Source organism: Bradyrhizobium sp. S3.3.6, assembly GCF_040546905.1.
In the GTDB taxonomy this organism is placed as follows: Bacteria; Pseudomonadota; Alphaproteobacteria; order Rhizobiales; family Xanthobacteraceae; genus Bradyrhizobium; species Bradyrhizobium cytisi.
Genome location: NZ_JBEPOT010000006.1, coordinates 283837 through 305887, shown reverse-complemented (window position 1 = coordinate 305887; position 22051 = coordinate 283837). Strand labels below are relative to the sequence as shown.

20 protein-coding genes are annotated in these 22051 nt (G+C 65.0%); 9 read left to right on the top strand and 11 right to left on the bottom strand.

Annotated elements, in window-relative coordinates; translation table 11 throughout:
- Positions 1–23: 23 nt before the first annotated feature.
- The 3 genes from ABID59_RS20005 to ABID59_RS19995 all read right to left on the bottom strand — a co-directional run bounded on the left by ABID59_RS20005 (position 24) and on the right by ABID59_RS19995 (position 4679).
- Positions 24–3425, bottom strand: a complete 3402-nt coding sequence (locus tag ABID59_RS20005; RefSeq protein WP_502916813.1) for a CHAT domain-containing protein — start codon at positions 3423–3425, stop codon at positions 24–26.
- 288 nt (positions 3426–3713) lie between these two features.
- Positions 3714–4475 (bottom strand): hypothetical protein, encoded by a 762-nt coding sequence (locus ABID59_RS20000; protein ID WP_354084482.1) that lies wholly within the window; start codon positions 4473–4475, stop codon positions 3714–3716.
- A 15-nt stretch (positions 4476–4490) separates the two neighbouring features.
- Positions 4491–4679 (bottom strand): hypothetical protein, encoded by a 189-nt coding sequence (locus ABID59_RS19995; protein WP_148752024.1) that lies wholly within the window; start codon positions 4677–4679, stop codon positions 4491–4493.
- 251 nt (positions 4680–4930) lie between these two features.
- Between ABID59_RS19995 and ABID59_RS19990 the strand changes: the two genes are divergently transcribed.
- Positions 4931–5908, top strand: coding sequence for a DUF2336 domain-containing protein (locus ABID59_RS19990; RefSeq protein ID WP_354084481.1), 978 nt, complete (start codon positions 4931–4933; stop codon positions 5906–5908).
- A 104-nt stretch (positions 5909–6012) separates the two neighbouring features.
- Here ABID59_RS19990 and ABID59_RS19985 read toward each other — a convergent pair whose 3' ends face one another.
- The 3 genes from ABID59_RS19985 to ABID59_RS19975 all read right to left on the bottom strand — a co-directional run bounded on the left by ABID59_RS19985 (position 6013) and on the right by ABID59_RS19975 (position 8986).
- Complete coding sequence (locus ABID59_RS19985; protein ID WP_148752026.1) at positions 6013–6357, bottom strand: DUF1491 family protein; 345 nt, start codon at positions 6355–6357, stop codon at positions 6013–6015.
- Between the two features lie 66 nt (positions 6358–6423).
- Positions 6424–7137 (bottom strand): peptidoglycan-binding domain-containing protein, encoded by a 714-nt coding sequence (locus tag ABID59_RS19980; RefSeq protein ID WP_148752027.1) that lies wholly within the window; start codon positions 7135–7137, stop codon positions 6424–6426.
- Positions 7130–8986 (bottom strand): PAS domain-containing sensor histidine kinase, encoded by a 1857-nt coding sequence (locus ABID59_RS19975; protein WP_354084480.1) that lies wholly within the window; start codon positions 8984–8986, stop codon positions 7130–7132. Before ABID59_RS19975 ends, ABID59_RS19980 begins: the two co-directional genes overlap by 8 nt.
- 411 nt (positions 8987–9397) lie before the next feature.
- Between ABID59_RS19975 and ABID59_RS19970 the strand changes: the two genes are divergently transcribed.
- Both ABID59_RS19970 and ABID59_RS19965 read left to right on the top strand, forming a co-directional pair.
- Positions 9398–9832 (top strand): DUF5330 domain-containing protein, encoded by a 435-nt coding sequence (locus ABID59_RS19970; protein ID WP_354031889.1) that lies wholly within the window; start codon positions 9398–9400, stop codon positions 9830–9832.
- Between the two features lie 70 nt (positions 9833–9902).
- Entirely contained in the window at positions 9903–10331 is a 429-nt protein-coding gene (locus ABID59_RS19965; RefSeq protein ID WP_354084479.1) for a SufE family protein, read from the top strand.
- 22 nt (positions 10332–10353) lie between these two features.
- On the opposite strand, the gene ABID59_RS19960 is transcribed toward ABID59_RS19965, so the two are convergent.
- Together ABID59_RS19960 and ABID59_RS19955 are read right to left on the bottom strand one after the other, a co-directional pair.
- Entirely contained in the window at positions 10354–10770 is a 417-nt protein-coding gene (locus tag ABID59_RS19960) for a Ros/MucR family transcriptional regulator (protein ID WP_148752031.1), read from the bottom strand.
- A gap of 163 nt (positions 10771–10933) precedes the next feature.
- A complete protein-coding gene (locus tag ABID59_RS19955) occupies positions 10934–11812 on the bottom strand; it encodes a DUF308 domain-containing protein (protein ID WP_354084478.1) in 879 nt (292 codons plus the stop codon).
- 314 nt (positions 11813–12126) lie between these two features.
- On the opposite strand from ABID59_RS19955, the gene ABID59_RS19950 reads away from it, so the two are divergent.
- Both ABID59_RS19950 and ABID59_RS19945 read left to right on the top strand, forming a co-directional pair.
- Positions 12127–13776, top strand: coding sequence for a glycosyltransferase family 39 protein (locus tag ABID59_RS19950; protein ID WP_354084477.1), 1650 nt, complete (start codon positions 12127–12129; stop codon positions 13774–13776).
- 131 nt (positions 13777–13907) lie between these two features.
- A complete protein-coding gene (locus ABID59_RS19945; protein WP_148752034.1) occupies positions 13908–14687 on the top strand; it encodes a class II aldolase/adducin family protein in 780 nt (259 codons plus the stop codon).
- A 237-nt stretch (positions 14688–14924) separates the two neighbouring features.
- Here ABID59_RS19945 and ABID59_RS19940 read toward each other — a convergent pair whose 3' ends face one another.
- From ABID59_RS19940 to ABID59_RS19930, 3 genes are all read right to left on the bottom strand, one after another.
- Positions 14925–16343, bottom strand: coding sequence for a M20/M25/M40 family metallo-hydrolase (locus ABID59_RS19940; protein ID WP_354084476.1), 1419 nt, complete (start codon positions 16341–16343; stop codon positions 14925–14927).
- A gap of 25 nt (positions 16344–16368) precedes the next feature.
- Positions 16369–17718, bottom strand: a complete 1350-nt coding sequence (locus tag ABID59_RS19935) for a glycosyltransferase family 87 protein (protein ID WP_502916812.1) — start codon at positions 17716–17718, stop codon at positions 16369–16371.
- A gap of 129 nt (positions 17719–17847) precedes the next feature.
- Entirely contained in the window at positions 17848–19470 is a 1623-nt protein-coding gene (locus tag ABID59_RS19930; RefSeq protein ID WP_354084474.1) for a helicase HerA-like domain-containing protein, read from the bottom strand.
- Between the two features lie 343 nt (positions 19471–19813).
- Here ABID59_RS19930 and ABID59_RS19925 point away from each other — a divergent pair, with 343 nt between their 5' ends.
- From ABID59_RS19925 to folB, 4 genes are all read left to right on the top strand, one after another.
- Positions 19814–20179: a DUF2267 domain-containing protein gene (locus ABID59_RS19925; RefSeq protein ID WP_148752038.1), complete on the top strand. Its 366-nt coding sequence runs from the start codon at positions 19814–19816 to the stop codon at positions 20177–20179.
- 26 nt (positions 20180–20205) lie between these two features.
- Positions 20206–20613: a DUF4332 domain-containing protein gene (locus tag ABID59_RS19920; RefSeq protein WP_354031882.1), complete on the top strand. Its 408-nt coding sequence runs from the start codon at positions 20206–20208 to the stop codon at positions 20611–20613.
- Positions 20614–20824: 211 nt separating this feature from the next.
- Positions 20825–21685, top strand: coding sequence for a dihydropteroate synthase (gene folP / locus ABID59_RS19915; RefSeq protein ID WP_354084473.1), 861 nt, complete (start codon positions 20825–20827; stop codon positions 21683–21685).
- Positions 21682–22050 (top strand): dihydroneopterin aldolase, encoded by a 369-nt coding sequence (gene folB / locus ABID59_RS19910; protein ID WP_027533885.1) that lies wholly within the window; start codon positions 21682–21684, stop codon positions 22048–22050. Before folP ends, folB begins: the two co-directional genes overlap by 4 nt.
- Position 22051 lies beyond the last annotated feature (1 nt).

Genomic DNA, 22051 nt, shown 5'->3' with positions numbered 1-22051 from the left:
GTTCCAACCCTCTTCACTTGCCGTCAGCGCACGCCGCCATCGCCAATGATCGTGTAAGGTGCCCAGAACAGCGGATGCGCATAGGCGAACTCGGTCTTGCCTTCGCCGTTGAGATAGCCGGGTCCATCGACGAGAGCCATCATCGCTTCACGCAACGCCTCGCTCCGCGACAATTTGGGATCGTCGGCCTGCCGCTTGAACAGATCGGTCACGAGTTGCCGCGCGGATTGCGAATGCACCGACCAGTTCGTCACCAGCAGCGCGCGCGTACCCGCGTAGAAGAACGCGCGACCAAGTCCGGATGCGGCCTCCGCGCCGGCGCCGGCACCGGCACCGGTGTTGCAGGCCGACAGGATGACCCAGTCGGCGTCGAGCTTGAGGCCGAGAATCTCCTCCATGGTCAGGAGTCCGTCTCCGCTTTCGCCCGTCACCGTTGGCGATGACAATGCGAGCGCCGGCTGCGTCAAGCCGTTGAGCTCGCCCGGAACAAGACCGTGGGTGGCAAATGCGAGAATCCTGAAGCCGGAGAGGTCCATCGTCTTCACGGCGCTCTCGGTCGCATTCTTGCCGAGGAACAGCACCTTCGAGGGGTCTGCCTGCAGGGCCAGCGCGATCGATTTCAGCTCGTCGGCAGTATCGGGCAGCCGGGGCAGCAATCCGAGCTCGGCACTATCGACACCGTCGAGCTTCGGGCTGTTACGACGCTTCAGCGGCATGCCGCGCGTGACGTTGCCACCCGCGTCGGCGAGCTGAACCTTGGTTTGATCGCTCTCCGCCTCGGCCTGCTGATCCTTGTTGAAATAGGGATCGCCAAACGCCACGAGATCCCCGCGGCCGGGCTTGCCGGGCGGCAACTGCCGCAGCGTGCGCAACGCCGCGGCCGACGGCACCGTCGACACAGCGTGGGTACGAGCCAACCATGGCACGTTGCGGTAGCCGACGAACAACGGGTCTTCGTCTTGCGCCACCTCGGCGGGTGCCGTCGGCAGCAGCGAGAGCGGCAACAAGCCGAGGGCGCCATTGGTGACGACGATCAGGTTCTTCGCGGGCTTCCACCCACTCTCAACGGGCTTGAGCAGCAGCTCATAGAGCTCGTAACCGAGCTTGAGGTCGAACGGCGGAATATCCGAGATCATCGCGGCTTGCGGCTCGAGCGCCTCGCGCAGCTTGCGAATCTTGGTCTCGACGTCGCCGATGCCGGCCTTGACGGCCGCGAACGCCACCGGCCCCGCCTTCGGCACGGCCCAGACGAAGCTGCCGTTCTGACCGAAATAGAACGACAGCATGGCCTCGTTGTCGGCCAGCGTCGCACGGATTTCGGCGACGGCCGGCGGCTTCGGCGAGACCAGATCGGCATAGGTCGGAAACTTCTGCTTGATCTCCTGGCGCGCCTTGTCGCGTGCACCGCGCAAGGCGACGATCGAGGCCTGGATCTGCTGCGCGCCCTTCTCGTCGCGTTCCGCCGAAGGAATGGCGAGGATGTTGGTGAGCGTGCCGAGCTGGGCGTTGACCTGCTTGGTGAGGTCCTGCTCCTTGCGCACGAGCTCGGCCAGCGCCAGATCCTTCGCCGCCGCACGCGCGCTGGAGGCGGCCAGCGCCTGCTGCACGGAGCGGCCGCGGATCGCATCGGCCAGACCGAACGTCTCCTCGCCGACGCCGCTGCCGGTGCCTTCGGCCCGCGCGAGCAGCAGGAGGTAGCTCTCGACGATGGTCTGGAGCCGCTGGCCGCGCGCGGCCACGACGGTCGTGTTCTCGTCGTCGGCGTTCTCGTTTGCGTTCGCCATCATGATCGGAATGGCGGCCTTGAACTCCCGAATCGCGTCGGCATCGCGCCGCGCGCGCATCAATCCGATCGCCAGCGTGCCGCGCGCCGACGCCGCATCGAAATGGTTCTCGCCGACCCGCCCGATCTGCTTCTTGACCAGTTGCTCGGCGGCGGCGATGCCGGCGTCGAGCTGGCCGGAATTGTAGAGCGCGAGAATGCGCGCCGGATTGAGCTCGATGACCTGGCGGCGCTGCGGATCCCAATTGGCGACCGCCTTGTCGATCCGCGCAAACATGTCGTTGGCCTCGGCATTCTTGCGCTGCAGATTCAGGATGCCGGCGACCTGCAACAGCAGCTGCACGGTCGACTGCGAGTCGTCCGGCACGCCCACCGCCTTGTTGATCTCAAGCGAGACGCGGCCGAGCTGCTCGGCTTCGTCGTAACGTCCCTGGTCGACCAGGATTCCGGCCAATCCCATCACGAAGCGCGGCGTCACCGGATTGTACTTGCCGGTGTCCTTCAGGCGCGACAACAGCGCCCGGCGCGCATCGACCTCGGCTTCGGCGAGCCTGCCCTGCCGCGCCTTCATGCGCGCCTGATTCAGGATGGTAGTGTCGACCGCCTGCAACAGAATGGTCTCGGCAGGTGGATTGTCCGAGTCCAGAACCCCCTTGTGGCCGGCACGCTTGCGCACCTCTGCGGTGCGGTAAGCGGCCTCGGCCTCGGCAAACTGGCCCCGCGCCTCGAAGATCTGGCCGCGCGAAATCTCGATCTCGCCCTCCCAGTTCTGGCCGAACTTGGCATAGGAGGCGCGCCAGCCCGGCAATCCACTGGTGCGCGCTTCCTGGATCCCGGTCAGGCTGCGGCGCAAATAGGCTTCGGCCTGCGGGATGTCGCCCATCTGGATCAGGATGGCTGCAATCGAGCGGTTGGCGTTGAACTGAAATCCCTTGGCGCCGGGCACGCCGGCCGACTCGCGCAGCAGCCGCTGGATGATTTCGAGCGCGCGCTTGGGATCGCCGGCCAGGGCATATTGGAGCGACTGAAGCTGCATCATCCGCCCAAGCATGTTCGCGCTGACGGCGCCGCGTCCCGTCTCCACCGCCTTGTTGGCATCGGCAGTCGCCTCGGCGAGGCGGCCGAGCTGCGAGCGGGCATTGGCGCGATCGAAGTAGAATTGCGCAAGGTCTTCGCGGGACTCCTTGCCCGTCGGCGCGGCATCGGCATCCGACTTTAGTTCGGCAATCATCTTCTCGTCTGGCTTCTCGCCGTCGAGAATCGCCGTGATGTCGGAAATGTTGCGCGGCGGCGCGACAAAGTCCCTCGGCAAGGCCGTTCCCGGCGCAAGCTTCGGCGCGACCTCCGTCGGAAGCGCGACGGCGACATTGGCGCGTCCGTTCGCGGCATTAAGGGCGGCGAGCACGCAGGCGTGGACCTGCGGTTTAGCCTTGGCGCGGCACCCCTCGACATCGGCACCGGCCTTGCGACCTCCCTGGGCCTGCATGCAAGCATGCACGATCGGCTTGCCGACGGTCATCCGGCAGTTCTCGAGCGCCGCCTCCTTGGTCAGGGCAGCGGCGGAGCCGGTCGATCCGAGCAGGATGGCAAGGGCCAGCAACTTTCGCAGAGGGTTGGAATTTCGACGGACGTCAAACGGCATCCTGGAATTGGTGCTCATCCCAAAAGACCTTCGTGCAAAATGACTTGGTATAACGGCGCAATCCTATCGATCTGGCTTGGGAGAACAAGCGCCAATCGGGGCGGTCCGACTATGTGCTGAACGGCTTGGCCGGCGGCCGACACAAGGTCCCGGCGGCCCGTCCCGGTGGCATCTGGACGTGATCCTCGCCGTGGTTGCATGATTTGGCCGCCGTCGCGGCGGCCCGGGATCGCGGCTCGTGCTGATGGGAACGCAACCGGATGCGTCCGTAAGCGCGGCGATCCGCCGTCAGCCCTTCGACACGACTGCGCGGCCGTAGGGCGGCTGCGCGGCAACCGGCGGATTGGTGGTCTGGGCGGCGAGCTCGCCGATCAGGCGATCGGCATCCGCAGCCATACCGTCGGGCGCCTGGATCACCAGCCGCTCCAGCGCAAAGCGATAGGACGAGACGCGCTGCTCGAGCGATAGCTGCACCCACTGGATGATCAGCGAGTTCTCCTGCATGCGTTCGACGGCGTCGGCCTTTTCCTGCGGCGAAAGCGCCGAGACCCGCGCCATGCTGGCCTCGCGCTTCTTGTCGAGATCGATGACGCGGATGGCACAGCCGAAGAACGGCTCGAAGCGGGTAATGTCGTTGCGCACGTCCTCGATCAGCTGCGCATAGCGCGAGGAATGCGAGCGATGCGGCTCGTCGATCAGCGTGCGGCCATACATGGTGCGGTCGAACACGATCTTCTGCCGCCACGGCGACGGCAGCGCCTTGTAGTCGCCAAACACGCTTTTCCAGGCCGGCCGCGAGAGCGGCGGCTCGATCATGGGATAGGCGAGATCGCGAAGCTGGCGCTCCTCGTCGGTGAGCTGGAATTGCGACGGTTTCAGGCCGAGGCTGGAGGTGACCTCGGTGCCGAGCCAGCGATGCATGTCGTCGCTGCGCATGTCGGCACGGGTGCGGCCGAAATCGCCGCCGCTGCAGGCGGCGAGCGTCGCGCCCACAGCTAAGAGCAGGATGGCCGTTACGATGGTGCGGATCTGGCGGATGGATGCCGGCATGGCAAAGGCCGGACCTTAGCGGCGACGACGACGGCGCCCCGGCGCTGTGCCCGCTTCCGGCCCGCGATCGCCGTTGGTTGCGTCCGCATCGCGCTCGATACGGACGACGGGAAGGATCAGAATCGTCCCCATGTCCGCGCGCGGTGTGACGTCCCCCGACGAGCCCACCCGGCGACCGGCCGGAAATTCGATGATGGTCCCCATGTCAGCTCTCTCGATTGCCGCGCGACAGAACGCGACCATGCAACATGGGGGCATTAGGATCAGTTTATGGTTAACGGGATGTAAACATGGCCTCTGGACCGTAACCGCACGGACCGGCCCAGATCGTCCCGCTGCGAGACGAGAACCATTGAAACGGGCGGGTTTGCTTCACGCCTCGTTTTCCTTAACGAGCCTTTAAAGGACCCCCTGATAGGCTGAGGCAACGGTTTTTTCCAAGTTGCGTACCCTCCATGACCAAGTCGCTGTTTCCCGGATTCGACGGGCTGATGACACTCTCCCGCCGCGAGGGCGTCGATGTTCGTCCAACGTTGCTGCGAGTGCTGACCGACCTCTATGTCCAGGCGCCCACCCACAGCGAGGACGAGCAGCGGCAATTCATCGAGCTCGCCACGCGGCTGATCGATCAGGTCGACGACGCGACGCGCGCCGCCGTCAAGGCGCGGCTTGCGATCTATCCGCAGACGCCGGTCCCGGTGCTGCAGAAGCTCGGGCTGGTCGCTGCGCAAGAAGGCCGCCGGGTGCCGCTCGCGCGCGAAATCCCGCGTGCTGCGCCCGTCCCCTCGCCTGCCCGCACGCCGACCGACGCCGAGCAGCGCATGGCCGCCAGCATGGCGATGCAGCCGAAGGAAGCCGCCGAGATCCACGACATGTTCTTCGGCGCCGATGCGAGCCAGCGCGCGCTGATCCTGCACAATCTGGCGCAGACCCCGCTGAAGGCCGCGCCGCGAATTCCGACCGTGCGCGCCAAGCGCGCAATCCAGATCCTGGAGATGGCGGCGATCGCGCGCGACGTCGAGAACTTCATCTTGGAGCTCGGCGACAGCCTGATCCTGCCCTCGCGCGTCGCAGTAGAGATCGTCGACGATGCCGGCGGCGAGGCGCTGGCAATCGCCGCGCGCGCGCTCGACATGCCGAGCCCGAACTTCCAGCGCATCCTCTTGTTCTTCAAGCCGGAGATCGGCAACTCGGTCGACGCCGTCTACCGGCTGTCGCGGCTCTACGATCGCCTCAGCGATCGCGCCGCGCTGGTGATGCTCGCCGCCTGGCGCGGCTCGACACTCGCCGTCACGCGCGCCAAATATCGGCCGTCACTGCACGACAGCGAACGGCAGCGCGCACGTGGCACATCCAGCCAGTCGAGGCCGGGCGTGCAGCCCGGCTCGAGCCCGGCGGTGCGCACGGGCAATGGCGGGTCGTCGGAGCGCTGATCACGCCCCACGCTCGTCATTGCGAGCGCAGCGAAGCAATCCAGACTGCCTCCGCCGAAAGATTCTGGATTGCTTCGCTGCGCTCGCAATGACGGTGGCCGAGGTCAGGTCTTCGCCAGCTCCAGGAAATGCCGCCCCGCGCGGTCTTCGGTCTCGACGATCCAGGCATCGGGATCGAAGCGGAGTTCCTTGGTCAGGCGCTCTTCGACCGACTGCTCCGGCATCGGCTGCGGCGCGGCGGGCACGAAGAAGCGATCGACCGGTCGACCGTCGTCATAAGAGGTCTGCGGCGCCGGCACGTAGAGCATCGCATTGCCGTCGAGCAGCGACACCTTGACGAACACTGCCCCCGCTTCCTCCGCACCACGATGGCGCACGGCGCCGAACACGCCCTCGGTCTGGCACCGGCGCAAGTAGGCTGAGACCCAGATATTCGATTTCAAACGCATGTACGCACGATAGGCCAGTGCTGCAATCAGCACCAGCCTTCAGGCTTCGCGAAACAACGACGACTATTATTCGACGGGGTGACCGATTGCGGCGGCAAGCTCCCGCAGCAGGCGGTCCGACACCTGGCCGGTGACGGGCATCTTGTGCTGGCGCTCGAACGTCTGGATCGCCGACTGGGTCTCGCCGCTCATCGTGCCCGTGATCTTCAAATTCCCGTAGCCGTATTCGGACAGCGCGCGCTGCACGCCGGCGAGGCGACGTGCCGCCGGGCTTTGCTGCATCGGGACCGGCGCCGGTGGCCGCGCGACGGCCACCGCAGACGGTGCCGGCGTGGGTGTCGTGGCCTTGATGACCAGATTGGTCATGGGATCGCTCGCGCGCGGCATCGAGGCCGTCGTTTCGGCGGGCTTCTCGGGCGCCTTCTCTGCCGGCCGCGGCTCGACGCGAAATTCGGTCGCTTTGGGCTCGAGCGGCGATGTATCCGCACCGACGGGACGCGGGCGCGGCATGGGATTGGACAGCGACATGGACGACGGCGCGGGAAGATTGATCACGGTGCCGAACATCGGCGCCGGATGCCGGCCGGTCTGCAGAAACAGAGCGTTCGCAACGATGGCGCTGATGGTGGCGACGGCGACGAGGCCGGCCAGCGTGTCCTTGGGGCTGTGCAAGAGCACGCGCATCACGAGATTGCGCTCGGTCTCGACATCCACGACAGCCGCCTTGGCGCCACGGCGGCGCGGAGCGGCTTCGTCCTTTGCAGCAGATTTTCTAGGCACTTTTCTTCACCCGAGCAGGTTGGTCCTGAGGTCGGTCTTGGGTCTCCTGGCGCAGCACCGGCGTCAGCGTCGCGATCTTGCTCTCCGAGGGTCTTTTATCAGAAGCCTTTGATTGCGGCGGCGTGTAGACCAGCGGCAGCTTGACCGTGACGGCGGTGCCCTCGCCGAGCCTGCTTTGTACCGTCAATTCGCCGAGATGCAACGCCACGAGGCTCTTCACGATGGAAAGGCCGAGACCGGTGCCCTCGTGACGGCGCTGATAGGTCTTGCCGCATTGGAAGAACGGCGCGCCGACGCGCTTGAGATCGTCGGGCGCGATGCCGACCCCCGTGTCGCTGATGCACAGCGTGAGCTGCGAGGCGGATGCCGCCGCAGACACCGCGACCTGGCCGCCGCGCTCCGTGAACTTGACGGCATTGGCGACGAGATTGAGCACGATCTGCTTGAAGGCGCGCGGATCGCCGGTCATGACGGGCAGATCCTGCGGCGCATCGGTGATGAGATCGACGCCGTTCTCCCGCGCCTTCAGCGCGAGCAGGTTGCAGCAATGCATCAGCGCCGCGCGCGGCGCGAACGGCTCCGACGCAATCTCGAAATTGCCCGATTCCATCTTCGACATGTCGAGGATGCCGTTGACGACCGACAGCAGGTGCTGGCCGGAAGCGTTTATCAGCTCTGCGTATTCCTTGCGCTGGGGGGCGCCCAGCATCAGGGTCTGCTCCTGCGCGATCATCTCGGAGAAGCCGATGATGGCGTTGAGGGGCGTGCGCAGCTCGTGGCTCATGGTGGCGAGGAAGCGCGTCTTGGCGGCGTCGGCGGCTTCCGCCGCGTCGCGGGCCTGATCGAGCGCTTGCTCGGACAGCTTGCGATCGGTGACGTCGCGCATCACGCCGACGACTTCGGCCTCTCGCGTGAGATCACGGCCCGGATCCCGATCGAGCGGCCGGCAGCGCATCTCGACCCAGATGAAATCGATCTGGCTGCGCTCCGAACCGGTGGGCTCCCGCCGCAGCCGGAATTCGACGCTGCGCACGTCGCCGCGCGCGGCATCCGAGAGTGCGGTGAGATAGGCCGGGCGATCGGCGACATGGACGCGGTCGAACAGGCCATGGCCGAGCAGTTGCGCGACCGGCATGCCGAGCATGGCTTCCGCGGCCTGCGAGATGAACTGCACCGCGCCGTTGCGCTGATGCCGCGAGATCACGTCGCTCATGTTGCGCGCGAGCAGGCGATAGCGCTCCTCCTCACGCGACAGCAAGGCGACGCTGGTGCGCGCGAGCGATTCGGCGCCGAAGGCGAGGCCGGCGGCATAGAGCGTTGCGGAGGCGACGCCAAACGCCATCATCACGCCGCGCTCGGTAGCACCGGCATGTTCGAGCGGCAGCCAGCCGAGCTGGCCGAGCAGGATCAACAGGCCCGCACAGGACAGCGCGAGCAACGAGGCAAAGGCCGCGACGCGGCGCGAGGCCGACAGCGCGGCTTCGAGCGGAACCACGACCAGCCAGACCGCGGCGAACGATTCGATGCCGCCGGTCGTGGCGGCGATCGCCATGATCAGGCCGGCGAGCGCCAGCGACGACAGCACGTGGGCGCCTTCATAGCGGCCGGTGCGCGACAGGAACCAGGACAGCAGGATCGGCGCGATCAGCCACGCGAAAGCCGCGACCTCGATCGCGCTCGGCGCGCCACGCAGGACGAGATAGACCGGAAATGCGGCGAAGGCGGCCAGGCTTCCGAGAAGCCGCGGCGCCATGAAAGCCCGATGGCGCGCACGCGTCAACGCATCGTAACGCGCGGAGGGATGCAGCAGCGCATCGAGACAATCGCGGATGATACTCAAAACTGTCACGGGTCTCGCGCTTCGGCTCAATCGTCCTTGAAGACGTGCCGGAACGCCTCCTTATTGTTGAGCCAACGTGTCAGAGCGACCTTAAACGAGTGCTAAGGCGATCCGGCCTGCGGCCTGACACCGCGTCATCGCGGACATTTTTAAGCGATTTGGCGATGTCATCATCGGGGATGGTGAACACAGGGTTTCGCCGTCCGTTTCATGGTTTCGAATTGGTGGATGCGCCGGTCCGGAACACCACGGGCGCAGGCATCAATCGAAAATTTACGAGACCTGCAACCGCGAAGATTTTTGCGTAAATTTTCTGCGAATTAAGCGGAAGGCAATCACTTGCGATTTATCGAGAGTTGCTAGGTCCGGTGCGTTCTGCGGGAATCGCCGCGGCGGGGATCTAACGTACAGGTTCGCAAGATGCGCTTTCTGCTCCGCATCACATTCTGGCTCGGGCTGGTGCTGGTGCTCCTGCCGCGGGACAAGACGCCCGGATCGGACAAGCTGCCGCAGATCGGCGCTGCCGACGCGGTGCAGGCTGCGACCGCGGCCGTCTCCGACATGACCCAGTTCTGCAAACGCCAGCCGGCGGCCTGCGAGGTCGGCGGACAGGCCGCGACCATCATCGGTCAGCGGGCGCAGGACGGCGCGAAGAAGATCTATCAGATCATCAACGACAAGAAGGAGCAGATCACCAACGAGAAGAATGAGAAAGCCGACAAGAAGGCGCCCGACCACACCGGTTCGATCACGGTCGCCGGTGAGGGCGATGCCGCCGCGACCGAAGCGCCGCGCGACACGCTGACCCAGGACGATCTCGCGCTGGACTGGCGCGGACCGGAAACGGCGAATTAGGGCCCAAATCCTATCGATTTCGGCAGCGCCCGTCCCTATATTGGCGGGAGGCGGGAACCACGGGCCATCAATGACTGCGATTGACGAGATCAGGGACAATTTCGAGCTCCTCGAAGACTGGGACGACCGTTACCGGTACGTCATCGAGCTCGGCCGCACCCTGGAACCGATGCCCGAGGCGGAACACTCGGCCGAGAACAAGGTGAATGGCTGCGTCAGCCAGGTCTGGCTCCAGAAGCTGGTCGATCGCGGCAATGGCGCGCCGATCCTGAAGTACCGCGGCGACAGCGACGCGCATATCGTGCGCGGGCTGGTGGCGATCGTGCTCGCGCTCTATTCCGGCCGCACGCCGCAGGAGATCCTCGAGACCGATGCGATTTCCGTGTTCAACGAGTTCGGCTTCCGCGATCACCTGACGCCGCAGCGCTCCAATGGCCTGCGTTCGATGGTCGAGCGGATCAAGACCGACGCGAAAGAGGCGCTCGCGGACGCGTCGTGAGTCCTGCGAAATCCGGGCGCCGCTACTTTCCCTTTTTCCGCTGTTGCTGTCCCAGACCCATCTTCTTCGCCAGTTGCGAACGCGCCACCGCGTAGTTCGGCGCGACCATGGGATAATCGGCCGGCAGGCTCCATTTCTCGCGATATTGCTCGGGCGTCAGGTTGTACTGGGTGCGCAGATGGCGCTTCAGCGACTTGAAGCGCTTGCCGTCTTCCAGACACACCAGATAGTCCGGGGCGATCGACTTCTTCAGCGAGACGGCAGGCTTTGCCGGCTCGAGCGGCGCCTCGACACGGCCCGACGACACCCGCGTCAACGCGCCATGCACCTGGCTGATCAGGCTCGGAATCTCGGCGGCCGGCGTCGGGTTGTTGCTGACATAGGCCGAGACGATGTTCGCCGTCAGCTCGATGAAATTTTTAGCCCCAACATCCGACATGGGCTCGACCTCTCCAATCCGATTCCGTCGCGGCTTCATTGGCGGCGGTGAAGTATTCTCTGTCAACAATACCTTTGGCCGAAATACGACGACTGGAGAATATGAACCGATTACTGATCTCGCGACAGCAGTTGCGAGACTTTACTTGAAACCCGGCGAAGCTTTAGCCGCGCTGGTCGAGATGGGCGCGCAGCTCGTCGATCGAGGCGAAGCGCATCATGCCCTCCGGCATCTGCGCCTCGATCGAGCCGTCCGAATAAAGCGAATAGGCCATGCCGTCGACGATACCGGATTTGAGCACCGTGACCGGCGCCTGTTCGGCCGGCGGCGGCTCGGGTGCGGGCGGAGGTGCGGCGGCGGGCTGAGGAGCAGCAGGCTCGAAGGTCGACGCCGGGCGCGGCGGCGATGGGCGACGCGGCGCCGGCGGTTCAGGCGGCCGCGCACGGTCGGCCTTCGGCCAGGCATCGTCGAAGCTCGCGGGCGGGGCCTCAGGCACGGCCGGCTCCGCGGGCTCGGCGTGTGGTTGCGGCGGCGACTCCTCCGTGGCCTTTGCCTCCGCACGCTCGCGCTCCTTGCGCGAGCTCGAGGCGAACATCAGGTTGCGCCGACGCGGCGCCTCCTGAGCTGCGGGCGGGGGCGTAGGCGGCGCTTCCGGCTCGGCCGGAGCCTCGGCCCGCGGTCGCTCGCGCGCCGGTGCTTCGGCCTGCCAAGGCGGCGCAGCGGGCGATGGCTGCGGCTCGACTCGCATCGCCGGAGCCAGCTCGGACGCAGCCGCGCCTGGTGCAGCGAGGCCCGGCGGCAGCACCGGCCGCACGCGAACGTCCGACGGCGCGGCCGTCGCGGCCAGCCGTCGGGCGATGCCTCGCAGCTCCAGCAGCACGATGTAGAGACCGACCAGTAACATTCCGGAGCAGACGCCAATCGTTCCGCTCGTTATGAGCGTGCTGCCGAGGCTGAAATCCCTGATCGAATAGCCAAAAGCGACCGCAAGGAGGCCCGCCGCCACGGCGAAAATCCCTGCGATCAACAAAGCCAAGCTCATCGAACACACCCCCGGCCGCGCATCCACGCGCGGCACCCGTTACGCCACGATACCGTCATACTGCGTTCCTCGCCAACGACCAATTGCCGGCGCCGTTCCTAAAGGGAAGGATATCAGGGACTTATTCACATTCCCTTCAGCAACGGTCCGCTAGCTCTCATGTGCTTCCCGCGTTTCTGGAAATTGCTGCGTCGCATCAGGAATTTAGCCATAATGCCCAATTACTTGGTAATGGAACTGCGCTATAGGGATTCCGGGGAACAGGCCCGCGCGCGCCAGCAGGGCCAAGAGGGGATTCCGGGTCACCAATAGCCATGACATCCATCACGACTTCGGCGCTCGACACGCCTCTCGGGCGCTCGGTTGAGCGGACTTGCGACGACCTCGCCATGCTGGTGCTGGCTGCCGTCGCCGTCATCGCAGGCCTGACTTTCCGCGATTACGGGCTTGGCTGGGACGACTACACCCATGCCGAATATGCCGACCTGCTGCTGCGCATGTACGGCTCCGGCTTCAGGGACACGTCTGCCCTCTCCTTCGCCAACCTCTATATGTATGGCGGCGGCTTCGACATGGTCGCAGCCCTGCTGCACAAGATTCTCCCGCTCGAGCTGTTCGAGACGCGACGCCTGGTCGGCGCGATCGTCGGCGTGATCGGGCTTGCGGTGACGTGGCGGCTCGGCCGCCGCGTCGCCGGACCGCTTGCCGGTCTTGCCGCACTCTTGCTGCTGGCGCTCTGCCCGATCTTCTACGGCCACATGTTCATGAACCCGAAGGATGCGCCCTTCGCGGTGGCGATGATCATCCTGATGCTCGGCCTGGTCCGGCTTGCCGAGGAATATCCAAAACCCTCGCCGCGCACGATCCTGATCGTCGGCCTCGGTGCCGGCTTGTCGATCGGCTGCCGCATCCTTGGCGGGCTCGCGCTGGTCTATGCGATGGTCGGCTTCATGCCGCTGTTCCTGGAAGAGCTGCGCACCGAGGGCGCGCGCGAGGCGGTCCGCCGTTTCGCCCATGTCGTCTACGTGCTGCTGCCCGGCCTCGCGTTCGGCTACCTCGTGATGGGCCTGATCTGGCCGTGGTCGATCATGGAGCCCGGCAATCCCTTCGAGGCCCTGACCTATTTCTCGCACTTCTTCGAGAAGCCCTGGAAGGAGATGTTCGACGGCGCGATCGTGTCCGTGCCCGACATGCCCTGGTCCTATCTGCCGACGCTGTTCGCGCTGCAGCTTCCCGAAGTGATGCTGGTGCTGACGGCCGGTGCCGTGTTCAGCACCTTCGCGATGCTGCCGCGTCGCGAGGTTCCGGCGCGTCGCAAGACCATCCTGCTGATGCTGACGCTGGCGGCCACCCTGCCGCTCGCGATCGCGATGGTGAAGCGTCCTGCGCTCTACAACGGCATCCGCCATTTCGTCTTCGTGATCCCGCCGATGGCGGTGCTCGGCGGCATTGCCTTCGCCCGGACCATGGAACGCCTGCGCGCCAGCCACCGCGCCTGGCAGCCGGCTATGCTCGCCGTGTTCTGCTTCGGCCTGGCGCTGCCGCTCGCCGAGATGATCCGGCTGCATCCCTATCAATACACCCACTTCAACCACATCGCCGGCACGGTGCGCGCCGCCGACGACCGCTTCATGCTGGACTATTGGGGCCTCGCGCTGAAGCAGGCCTCCGACGAACTGCGCGAGCAGCTGGTCGAGCGCCAGGAGGTGCCGCCGCGCAATCGCAAATGGAAGGTCGCGGTGTGCGGTCCGCAACGCCCCGCCCAGGTCGCGCTCGGCCCCGACTTCACCATCGGCTGGGATTCCAACGCGGCCGATTTCGCCATGACGCTCGGCGAATTCTACTGCAAGGGCCTCACCGCGCCCGTGCTGGTCGAGATCAAGCGCGACGACGTGGTGTTCGCCCGCGTCTACGACATCCGCGGCCGCAGCATTTCCGGCCTGCTGTCGATCCCGGCGCCGTAATATTTTTCTCCGGAAGCCGTAGCCCGCTCCATGCGGACTACGCTGAACTGCCGCGCTTGGCGCGCCTTGCTGCCAGCCGTTTGCGAGACTAGGCTCCCTCCCCGCAACAACGAGGTTCGGAGAGATTTGCCATGTCACCAGCGGAAGCGCGCCTGAAGGAAGTACCGTCGAACATGACGGAGGCCGAGTGGCAGCAACGGGTCAATCTCGCCGCCTGCTATCGTCTGGTCTCGCTGTACGGCTGGGACGACCTGGTCGACACCCACATCTCCGCGCGCGTGCCCGGCCCCGACCATCACTTCCTGATCAACCCCTACGGGCTGATGTTCGACGAGATCACGGCCTCGAGCCTGGTCAAGGTCGATCTGCACGGCAACCAGCTCAGCGAGAGCGAATACAGCATCAACCCGGCCGGCTTCACCATCCATTCGGCGATCCACGAGGTGCGAGAAGATGCGATCTGCGTGCTGCATCTCCACACGCTGGACGGCACCGCGGTGTCGAGCAGCGCCGAAGGCCTGCTGCCGCTGAACCAGACCGCGCAGCTCGTCACCCACGACCTCGCCTATCACGACTATGAAGGCATCGCGCTCGATCACGACGAGCGGCCGCGGCTGCAGCAGGATCTCGGCGACCACAACCACATGCTTCTGCGCAACCACGGCACGCTGACCGTCGGCCGCTCGGTCGCTTCCGCCTTCGAGCGCATGTACCACCTCGAGCGCGCCTGCTCGATGCAGGTGCGCACCCGCGCGCTGGGCACGCCGGTCTATCCGGTCGAGGACATCGCGATCGAGAAGAACACCGAGCTGCTCGCCAACCGCGACCGCGCCGAACTGCGCGCGACGAACCTGGTATGGCCGCCGCTGCTGCGCAAGCTCGACCGCGAGCTCCCGGGCTACCGCTCTTGAGATTTACGGAGTTTGGTGTAGACTAGGCGTCAACACCCTCTACACATTTCGGAATGAAACGCCGCCCAATTCCGGGCGGCGTTTTTGTTTTGGGTCCCGCCGTCATTGCGAGGAGCTCGCGACAAAATTGCGAAGCAATTTTGCGCTGATGCGACGAAGCAATCCAGACTGCGCCCGCGGAGGGATTCTGGATTGCTTCGCTTCGCTCGCAATGACGAGGATAGAATTTTTCGTGCCCTACTTCACTTCCGCCAGCGCCGCGAGGATCCGCGCCCAGGAACGGATACCCTTCTGGAAGCTGCGCAGATCGTACTTCTCGTTCGGCGAGTGAATGTTGTCGTCGTCCAGGCCAAAGCCGACGAGCAGCGAATCCAGCCCAAGCGCGCGCTTGAAATCGGCGACGATCGGGATCGAGGCGCCGGAGCCCATCAGCACAGTCTCCTTGCCCCATTCCTCGGTCAGCGCTTGCCTCGCGGCGGCAAGCGGCTTCATGTTCCAGTCGAGCGCCACGGCGGGCGCGGCGGAATGGTCGCCGAACGCAACCTTGCAGTCGCCCGGAATCCTAGCGGTCACGTAGTCGCGGAAAGCCTTGCGGATGGTCTGGGGGTCCTGCCCCTGGACCAGCCGGAACGAGACTTTTGCCGAGGCGTGCGACGGGATCACCGTCTTGGAGCCCTCGCCGATATAGCCGCCCCAGATGCCGTTGACGTCGCAGGTCGGACGCGTGGAGGCCTGCTCGACCATCAGCCGCCCCTTCTCGCCAGCCGGGATCGACAAGCCGACCGGCTTGAGGAACGACTCCGGCGTGAAGTTAAGCTTCTTCCACTGCTCCAGGATCTCCGGCGGCGTGTCCTTCACGCCGTCATAGAAGCCCGGAATGGTGATGCGGTTGTCGCCGTCGAACAAGCCGCCGAGAATTTTGGTCAGCACCCGGATCGGGTTCATCGCCGTGCCGCCGAACACGCCGGAATGCAAGTCGCGGCTGGCGGCGGTGATCTTCACCTCTTCATACAGCAGGCCGCGCAGCGCCGTCGTAATCGCCGGCGTTTCCGGGTCCCACATGCCGGTGTCGCAAACCAGCACGTAATCGGCTTTGAACTCGTCCTTGTTGGCCTCGACGAACGGCACGAAGTTCTTGGAGCCGACCTCCTCCTCGCCTTCGATCAGGAAGGTGATGTCGATCGGCAGCGAGCCCGTGACTTTCTTCCAGGCGCGGCAGGCTTCGACGAAGGTCATCACTTGACCCTTGTCGTCCTCGGCGCCACGCGCGACGATGATCTTGCGGCCGTCGGCATGATCGGCGACGGCGGGCTCGAACGGAGGACGGTGCCAGAGCTCGAGCGGATCGACCGGCTGCACGTCGTAATGGCCGTAGAAGATCACATGCGGCCGTCCGCCCGCCTTGTCGTCCGCCTTGTCGTCCGCCTTGGCCTTGCCGACGACGGCAGGATGGCCGGCGGTCGGCCTCACTTCGGTCGCGACGCCGAGGCTCGCAATGTCCTTGGCCAGATGCTCGGCCGCCGCCTTGCAATCCCCGGCATAGGCCGGATCTGCGGAAATCGACTTGATCCGCAACAGCGAGAACAGGCGCTCGAGACTGTTATCAAAGTCCTTGTCGATGTGGTCGAGCACGGATTGAAGTTGCGCATTGGCCATGGTCGGATGTCCCACTTTTCTAACCTCAAGATGGTTGTGGTTTTAACCCTGCCGCGGCGTCGGAGCTAGCCGCAACCGGCGGATGCCGGATGTGCCAGGCAAGGCTAACTGCGAGAATCGCCGTCGCGATGAGGTTGTTACCCCAGGCCTGGATGGCGTTGGGAAACGGCGGCAGCGACAGCAGCATGAGGATGCCGGCAGCGCCAAGCGCGAGCACGGTTCCCAGCCGCACATTCGGCCGCAGGTCGAAGGCGGCCCGATGTATCAGCACCGTCAGCGGCAGGAACAGCCACATGAAGTAATATTGTCGCGCCAGCGGCGAGGCGATCGTCATCAGGCAGAACAGGATGCCGAGCTCCTCGGCGTCCGATCGCGCCGTTCGCCGCGCTTGCCGCGGAATGACCGCGATGAAGCCGAGCCCGAGCAACGCCGATACCGCAAGCACGATCCAGTTCGCCGTCTTGTAGTCGACGTCGATGACATTCATCGTGCGCGCCGGCTTGCTGGGATCGTCCAGATTGTAGTTGATCGGCCTGACCAGCCGGTGCGTCACCGCGATGACGGACTGGTTGACCCACGACCAGTTCTGCTCGTCGCGCTGACCAAAGCCCTTTTCCGAGCTCGAGCCGACCATGCCCCGGTACCAGGTGTTGAGCTCGGCGGCGTTGCGCTCGAAGCCGCGGATCGGCGCCGGCACGAGATAGAGCAGGATGCCGATGAAGGCAATCATGCTGACGACCGCCGCCCATTGCCGGCGCCACACCAGATAAGGCAGCACGGCGATCGGAAACACCTTGATGGCGGCGGCTAGCGCGAACATGAAGCCCGCGAGCCAGGACCGTCGATGCTGGAGGCTCCAGAAGCCGTAGAGCATCATCGCCAGCAGAACGAGGTTCGGCTGACCGAGATCGAACATGTCGAACGCGAAGGAGACGGTGACGACCACCGGCAGTGCTTCGAGCCACGGGCCCGGCTCGCGATCCGAGCCGGTCATGGCATTGGAGAGAATGCTCGTGTACCACCATGCCACCCCATTCAGGATCGACAGCACGATGTAGAGCGGGATCTTGCCGAACCAGCTCGGGATCGCCAGCAGGATCGCCGGCAGCGGCGGATAAATGAACTCGAACGGGTGATCCATTTCGCTGGGATAGAGCGCGCCGCCATGCAGCACCTGCTGCCCGGCCCAGTACCACAGCGCATAGTCCTTGGTTTTGCCATGACCGAAGATCTCCGGACCGAGGACATCCGCAGTCAGGATCAAGCAGCAAAACAAGAAGAGCAGGTCGAGCGGTCTGCGCAGCGAGAGAGTTCGGAGCGCGCCGGGTTTGTCGGTTGAATTCGGTGATGTCACATGATGTCCCGTCGGAAACATATAGCACGTAGCAGACCGACGGACGCTTGGAGAGTCCCCCTCACCCGAATTTGTAGCTGGCAAAGACGCTCTTTCCCCCGCCACCTGAGTGGCGTTACGGACCACTGGCCTGCAACCGGGGCGTTATGCCTACCTTCGCAGCAATCCGCCGAGCGCGCCGCGGACGAGCGCGCGGCCGACCGAGCCGCCCAACTGGCCGCCGACCGATTTGCCGAGATCGGCCACGACGCCGCCGACGACCTTGCCGGTGACCGTGCGCGTGACATCGCGCGCGATGCGTTGTCCCGTCGTCAGCCGGTTACGTCCGGTGTTGGTGCCGAAGATGGTGCCGACGATCGAGCCGATCTGGCCGAGGATGCCGCCACCGCCGCCGCCCGCCTGGCCATCGGCCGGCGCCGCGGTGCCGGCGATGCGCTTCTGAAGGATCTCATAGGCGGACTCGGAATCGATCGCGGTGTCGTATTTGCCCTTCACCGGGCTCGCATCCATGATCGCCTTGCGCTCCTCCGGGCTGATCGGCCCGATGCGGGCGGATGGGGGACGGATCATCACCCGCTCGACCATCGCCGGCGTGCCGTTGCCTTCGAGGAACGACACCAGCGCCTCGCCCTTGCCGAGCTCCATGATCACCTTGGTGGTGTCGAGCTTCGGGTTGGGCCGGAAGGTCTGGGCCGCGGCGGCGACCGCCTTCTGGTCGCGCGGGGTGAAGGCGCGCAACGCATGCTGCACCCGGTTGCCCATTTGCCCGAGCACGCGGTCGGGCACGTCGATGGGGTTTTGCGTAACGAAATAGACGCCGACCCCCTTGGAGCGGATCAGGCGGACCACCTGCTCGATCTTGTCCATCAGCGCCTTCGGGGCGTCGTTGAACAACAGATGCGCCTCGTCGAAGAAGAACACCAGCTTGGGCTTGGGAAGGTCGCCGGCCTCGGGCAATTCCTCGAACAGCTCCGACAGCATCCACAGCAGGAATGTCGCGTAAAGCCGCGGGCTCTGCATCAGCTTGTCGGCGACGAGGATGTTGACCGTGCCGCGGCCGTCGCGGTCGGTCTTCATGAAGTCCTTCAAGGTCAGCGCCGGCTCGCCGAAGAATTTTGTGGCGCCCTGGTTCTCCAACACCAGGAGCTGGCGCTGGATGGTGCCGATTGTGGCCTTGGTGACGTTGCCAAAACCCTGGGCCGCCTTCCGGATCGGCGCGAGCGGATCATCGTCCGCGTCCGGCTCCTTCTTGCCGCCGTCGGGCACGATGGCGTCCAGCAAAGCCCGCAGATCCTTCATGTCGATCAGAGCAAGACCGTTGTCGTCGGCGACGCGGAAGGCAACGTTGAGCACGCCCTCCTGCACGTCGTTGAGATCGAGCATGCGCGCCAGCAACAGCGGCCCCATCTCGGTGATGGTGGCTCGCACCGGATGGCCCTGCTCACCGAACACATCCCAGAACACCGTCGAGAACTGGTCGGGCTGGAACGTCAGCCCCATCTCGGTCGCACGCTTGACGATGAAATCTTTTGCCTCCCCGACCTCGGAGATGCCGGAGAGGTCGCCCTTGATGTCGGCGGCGAACACCGGAACGCCGGCCCGCGCAAATCCTTCCGCCATTACCTGCAGCGTGACCGTCTTGCCCGTTCCGGTCGCGCCGGTGACGAGGCCGTGGCGATTGGCGAGCGCCAGCGTCAACCAGGCCTGCTCGTCTCCCTTGCCGACAAATATCTTGCCGTCGGTATCGCCGAGCTTGTTGTCCTGCGCCGTCATTACTCTCTCTATCGTTGGTTTCGCATATTGAAACTCGAACTCACCAGTTCCGTAGTTTAACTCATGTCGCAAGCCGATTGAAACCGTTCAAGGCGGCGCGGACATGCGACATCGTCGGAGACTACGCGCGCGGCATGCGCCAAAAGTCGGAGTGATACATTCGCATCGCGGCAATTTTTCACGGATTCGTTCCCCGGTCTTGCAACGCTGCAACACTTTACGCGCGTTCGAAGATGAATCGCATGTTCGCCTCCGTTCATAGCTTGTATTTCACATCACACCGGCTCAAGATCAGTTTTCGAAATAAATCTCCGGCATGTGAACCGGCTGAGGGGCGGCCCATATGGACGAGCTGATCGGACGGCTGGCGACAAACGCCAGCATAGATAGTGCTGTCGCTGAAAAGACCGTCGGCATTATCCTGGGATTCCTCCGCAGCGAGGGTCCTTCCGACAGCGTGCAGGCCCTGATCGACCAGATCCCTGGCGCAGAAGGCGCGATCGAAGCGTCCACGAGCGGCGGCGGACTGTCGCGGCTGATGGGCGGCGGCCTGATGGCCGTCGGCACGCGCCTGATGGGCCTTGGGCTTGGCATGTCCGACATCCAGACCATTGCCCGTGAACTTTTCCGCTACGGCCGAGACAAAATCGGAGCGGATCAGATGGGCAAGATCATTGCGGGGACGCCGGGCCTCAGCCAGTTCGCCTGAGAGCCACGCTTTTTATATCGAGTATCATGACATATCCGATTTCCGAGATTGAGGGCCTGCCAGCCTTTGCCGCCAACAAGTTGAAGGCGCAGGGAATCCGCACCACCGACGCGCTGCTGGAAGCCGCGAGCACCGCCAAGGGGCGCAAGGCGCTCTCGGCCAAGACCGGCATCAGCGAGCAGCTGCTGCTGGAGTGGGCCAACGTCTCCGACTACATGCGCATTCCCGGCATGGGCCGGGCCAAGGTCGGCCTGGTCCGCGCCGCCGGCGTCACCACGGTGCGCGAGCTCGCCTATCGGAATCCGGTGAGATTGGCGCAGAGCATGCGCGAAGCCAACGATCGGAGGAAGCTCGTCCGCATCCTTCCTTCCGAGAAGTCGGTCGGCGACATCATCGCCAAGGCCAAGAAGCTGTCGCCGAAGATTACGTATTAGGGCGTCCTCCTCGGCAGACGATCTGCAGCGTCAACTCTCGGTGTCATACCCCGCCTTGTGCGCACTTGCGCACTGGGGCGGGGGATCCAGTACGCCGCGGCTCCTCCGTATCACCGCACCGCCTCGGAATACTGGATTGCCCGCCTTCGCGGGCAATGACAGCTAGGGTGTTGGTCTTGACTCCCCCTCCCCGACAGCTAAAGCGGGCGGCATGAATGCCTCGCCCTCCCCATCCGTCCCGCCGGCCGGCTCGGCCGGGCCTGACGCGCTGCGGACGCTGCTGGAACGGCCTCTGCCGGCGGTGATGGGCGTGCTCAACGTCACCCCGGACTCCTTCTCCGACGGCGGCGACTTCATCGCACCGGACCAGGCGCTGGCACGGGCGCAGGCGATGATCGAGGCCGGCGTCGACATCATCGATATCGGCGCCGAATCTACCCGACCCTACAAGGGCGCCCAGCCGGTGACAGTGGCGGACGAGCTTGCCCGACTGAGGCCGGTGCTATCGGCAATCGTCGCGCTCGGCGTCCCCGTATCGATCGACAGCATGAAGGCGGAGGTCGTGGCCTTCGCGCTCGACCAGGGCGTGGCCATCGCCAACGACGTCTGGGGATTGCAGCGCAACGCGGGCATGGCGCCGCTGGTCGCCGCAAGAGGCGTCCCCGTCATCGTCATGCACAACCGTGACAGCGTCGATTCCGCCATCGACATCGTCACGGACATGAAGGCGTTCTTCCTGCGCTCGCTCGACATCGCCGCCAAGGCCGGAATCGCACGCGAAAAGATCGTGCTGGATCCCGGCATCGGCTTCGGCAAGACCGCCGAGCAGAGCATGATCGCGCTGGCGCGGCTACGCGAACTCGACATGTTCGGCCTGCCAGTGCTGGTCGGCGCCTCGCGAAAACGCTTCATCGCCTCGGTGTCGCCGTCGGAGCCGAAAGAGAGGCTCGCCGGATCGATCGCCGCGCATCTGATCGCCGCGCAGAAGGGCGCGAAAATCATCCGGACCCATGACGTCGCCGAAACCTTGCAGGCCCTGCGGGTCGCAAACGCAATCGAGAGCAAGCAATGACCGATACGATCTTCGTGACCGGCCTGTCGATCCATGCACGCCATGGCGTGATGGATCACGAAACCGAAGTCGGCCAGCGCTTTGTCATCGACCTCGAGCTCTACACCGACCTGTCGGAGCCCTCGCGCAGTGATCGCCTCGCCGACACCGTCTCCTATGCCGATGTGGTGGCGACCACGACGGCAGCGTTCAAGAACACCAATTACAAGCTGCTGGAGCGTGCCGCCGGCGCTGTCGCCGACGCCATCCTGTCGCACTTCCCGCGCATCCGTGCCGTCAAGATCACCGTACACAAGCCGCACGCGCCGATCGCCGCGATCTTCGACGACGTCGGCATCATGCTGACCCGCTCGCGGCACCCCTGAC

Bases quoted from the DNA above. Each gene is read 5' to 3' on its own strand.
- ABID59_RS20005 (WP_502916813.1), bottom strand. From the start codon at position 3,425: ATGCCGTTTGACGTCCGTCGAAATTCCAACCCTCTGCGAAAGTTGCTG.
- ABID59_RS20000 (WP_354084482.1), bottom strand. From the start codon at position 4,475: ATGCCGGCATCCATCCGCCAGATCCGCACCATCGTAACGGCCATCCTG.
- ABID59_RS19995 (WP_148752024.1), bottom strand. From the start codon at position 4,679: ATGGGGACCATCATCGAATTTCCGGCCGGTCGCCGGGTGGGCTCGTCG.
- ABID59_RS19990 (WP_354084481.1), top strand. From the start codon at position 4,931: ATGACCAAGTCGCTGTTTCCCGGATTCGACGGGCTGATGACACTCTCC.
- ABID59_RS19985 (WP_148752026.1), bottom strand. From the start codon at position 6,357: ATGCGTTTGAAATCGAATATCTGGGTCTCAGCCTACTTGCGCCGGTGC.
- ABID59_RS19970 (WP_354031889.1), top strand. From the start codon at position 9,398: ATGCGCTTTCTGCTCCGCATCACATTCTGGCTCGGGCTGGTGCTGGTG.
- ABID59_RS19965 (WP_354084479.1), top strand. From the start codon at position 9,903: ATGACTGCGATTGACGAGATCAGGGACAATTTCGAGCTCCTCGAAGAC.
- ABID59_RS19960 (WP_148752031.1), bottom strand. From the start codon at position 10,770: ATGTCGGATGTTGGGGCTAAAAATTTCATCGAGCTGACGGCGAACATC.
- ABID59_RS19955 (WP_354084478.1), bottom strand. From the start codon at position 11,812: ATGAGCTTGGCTTTGTTGATCGCAGGGATTTTCGCCGTGGCGGCGGGC.
- ABID59_RS19950 (WP_354084477.1), top strand. From the start codon at position 12,127: ATGACATCCATCACGACTTCGGCGCTCGACACGCCTCTCGGGCGCTCG.
- ABID59_RS19945 (WP_148752034.1), top strand. From the start codon at position 13,908: ATGTCACCAGCGGAAGCGCGCCTGAAGGAAGTACCGTCGAACATGACG.
- ABID59_RS19940 (WP_354084476.1), bottom strand. From the start codon at position 16,343: ATGGCCAATGCGCAACTTCAATCCGTGCTCGACCACATCGACAAGGAC.
- ABID59_RS19935 (WP_502916812.1), bottom strand. From the start codon at position 17,718: ATGTTTCCGACGGGACATCATGTGACATCACCGAATTCAACCGACAAA.
- ABID59_RS19930 (WP_354084474.1), bottom strand. From the start codon at position 19,470: ATGACGGCGCAGGACAACAAGCTCGGCGATACCGACGGCAAGATATTT.
- ABID59_RS19925 (WP_148752038.1), top strand. From the start codon at position 19,814: ATGGACGAGCTGATCGGACGGCTGGCGACAAACGCCAGCATAGATAGT.
- ABID59_RS19920 (WP_354031882.1), top strand. From the start codon at position 20,206: ATGACATATCCGATTTCCGAGATTGAGGGCCTGCCAGCCTTTGCCGCC.
- folP (WP_354084473.1), top strand. From the start codon at position 20,825: ATGAATGCCTCGCCCTCCCCATCCGTCCCGCCGGCCGGCTCGGCCGGG.
- folB (WP_027533885.1), top strand. From the start codon at position 21,682: ATGACCGATACGATCTTCGTGACCGGCCTGTCGATCCATGCACGCCAT.